We start from the raw sequence: 1,213 nt of genomic DNA, 5'->3' as shown, positions 1-1,213 counted from the left end.
AAAAAAAGAAAGAGCAACAAATAGCTTTAAAACAATATTTATTGCGAACTCTAATCGGAGAAAAAAGTATATTTTATTCATCTAATTTACCACATACTAAGGTTAAACTTGGTGATATATCAGATATTAAAACTGGTTCAAGTGATCAAAAAGATGCTGTTGAAAATGGTGAATTTCCATTTTTTGTTAGGTCAAAAAATATCGAAAAAAGTAATAGATGGTTATATGATGGTGAAGCAATTCTTATACCTGGAGAAGGAAAATTAGGTGATATTTATCATTATATTAACGGTAAATTTGATTATCATCAAAGAGTATATAAAATTAGTGACTTTAAAAATAATTCAGTAGGAAAATACATTTACTACGCCCTTCAAAAAGATTTTAAACGTCATGCATTAAAATATACAGTTAAAGCTACGGTAGACTCATTGCGATTGCCTACTATTCAAAATTTTGAATTAGTTCTTCCGAATATTGAAATACAGAATGTTGTCGCTAATCAATTAACCTTAGTAGATAATAATATTTCTTCTATAGATAATTTAATTTCTGATTTAAAATCTTTAAAAAAATATTTGCTTAATAAATTATTTATATAAAAAGAATACTACTTTACAGATTCGTATTTTAATGTTATGTTTATATACGAAAAGAGAGCAAGTAGCGGCAACTACTTACTCTCAAACGTGAATGTAAGAAACTGGGAACAAGCTAATCGCGATTACTATAATCGTGGTTAGCTTTTTTTATTATTGCATATGCTTTGGCAAGAGACTGAATCAACTTTCCAAGCGCAACAATTACTAACGCAGTTTTAATTGCGGATCCTCCCAACTTCTTCCAAGTTAGCATAGCTCTCACCCCCGATGAATGTAATTAAGTGGATGGGTGTAGCTTCTAACGTCCACTAAGTCTTCATTGATTTTAGGGCGGGATACCAGTGGTTTTAACCACTGGAGGGATAGCCCTCGCTTGCAAGCTCTAACGAGCTTGCTTTTTTTCACCCTTTTCCTCCTTTTTAGTATATTTCACTAACTATTTATGTTATAATAATTAGTGAAGAAAGCGAGGTGAACCTAATGGAAATGCAAGTTACAATAAAGACTAAATTAAAGATCTCTAACTCTACTATGGCTTTAAGTTTTGCTAAAACAATGGAACAATATCGACAAGCGTGTAACTATGTATCTGAATACATCTTTTATCATAA

General features: G+C 30.7%; 2 protein-coding genes. One reads left to right on the top strand and one right to left on the bottom strand.

Annotation, left to right across the window (positions count from 1 at the left end; translation table 11 throughout):
* Nucleotides 1–602, top strand: a 602-nt coding sequence (locus JCM14209_RS08590) for a restriction endonuclease subunit S (RefSeq protein ID WP_025023036.1), incomplete at its 5' end; no start/stop codon positions are given.
* Nucleotides 603–714: 112 nt separating this feature from the next.
* Here the strand turns inward: JCM14209_RS08590 and JCM14209_RS10100 are convergent.
* Nucleotides 715–855 (bottom strand): hypothetical protein, encoded by a 141-nt coding sequence (locus tag JCM14209_RS10100; protein ID WP_155830709.1) that lies wholly within the window; start codon nt 853–855, stop codon nt 715–717.
* Between the last annotated feature and the right edge of the window lie 358 nt (nt 856–1,213).

The sequence above is a fragment of the Ligilactobacillus hayakitensis DSM 18933 = JCM 14209 genome (assembly GCF_000615845.1).
Classification (GTDB): Bacteria; Bacillota; Bacilli; order Lactobacillales; family Lactobacillaceae; genus Ligilactobacillus; species Ligilactobacillus hayakitensis.
Note: the sequence above shows the minus strand (reverse complement) of the source record. Positions and strands in the feature narration are given on the sequence as shown.

What these genes read in the sequence shown, in the direction of transcription:
- JCM14209_RS10100 (WP_155830709.1), bottom strand. Translation starts at nt 855, where the DNA reads ATGCTAACTTGGAAGAAGTTGGGAGGATCCGCAATTAAAACTGCGTTA.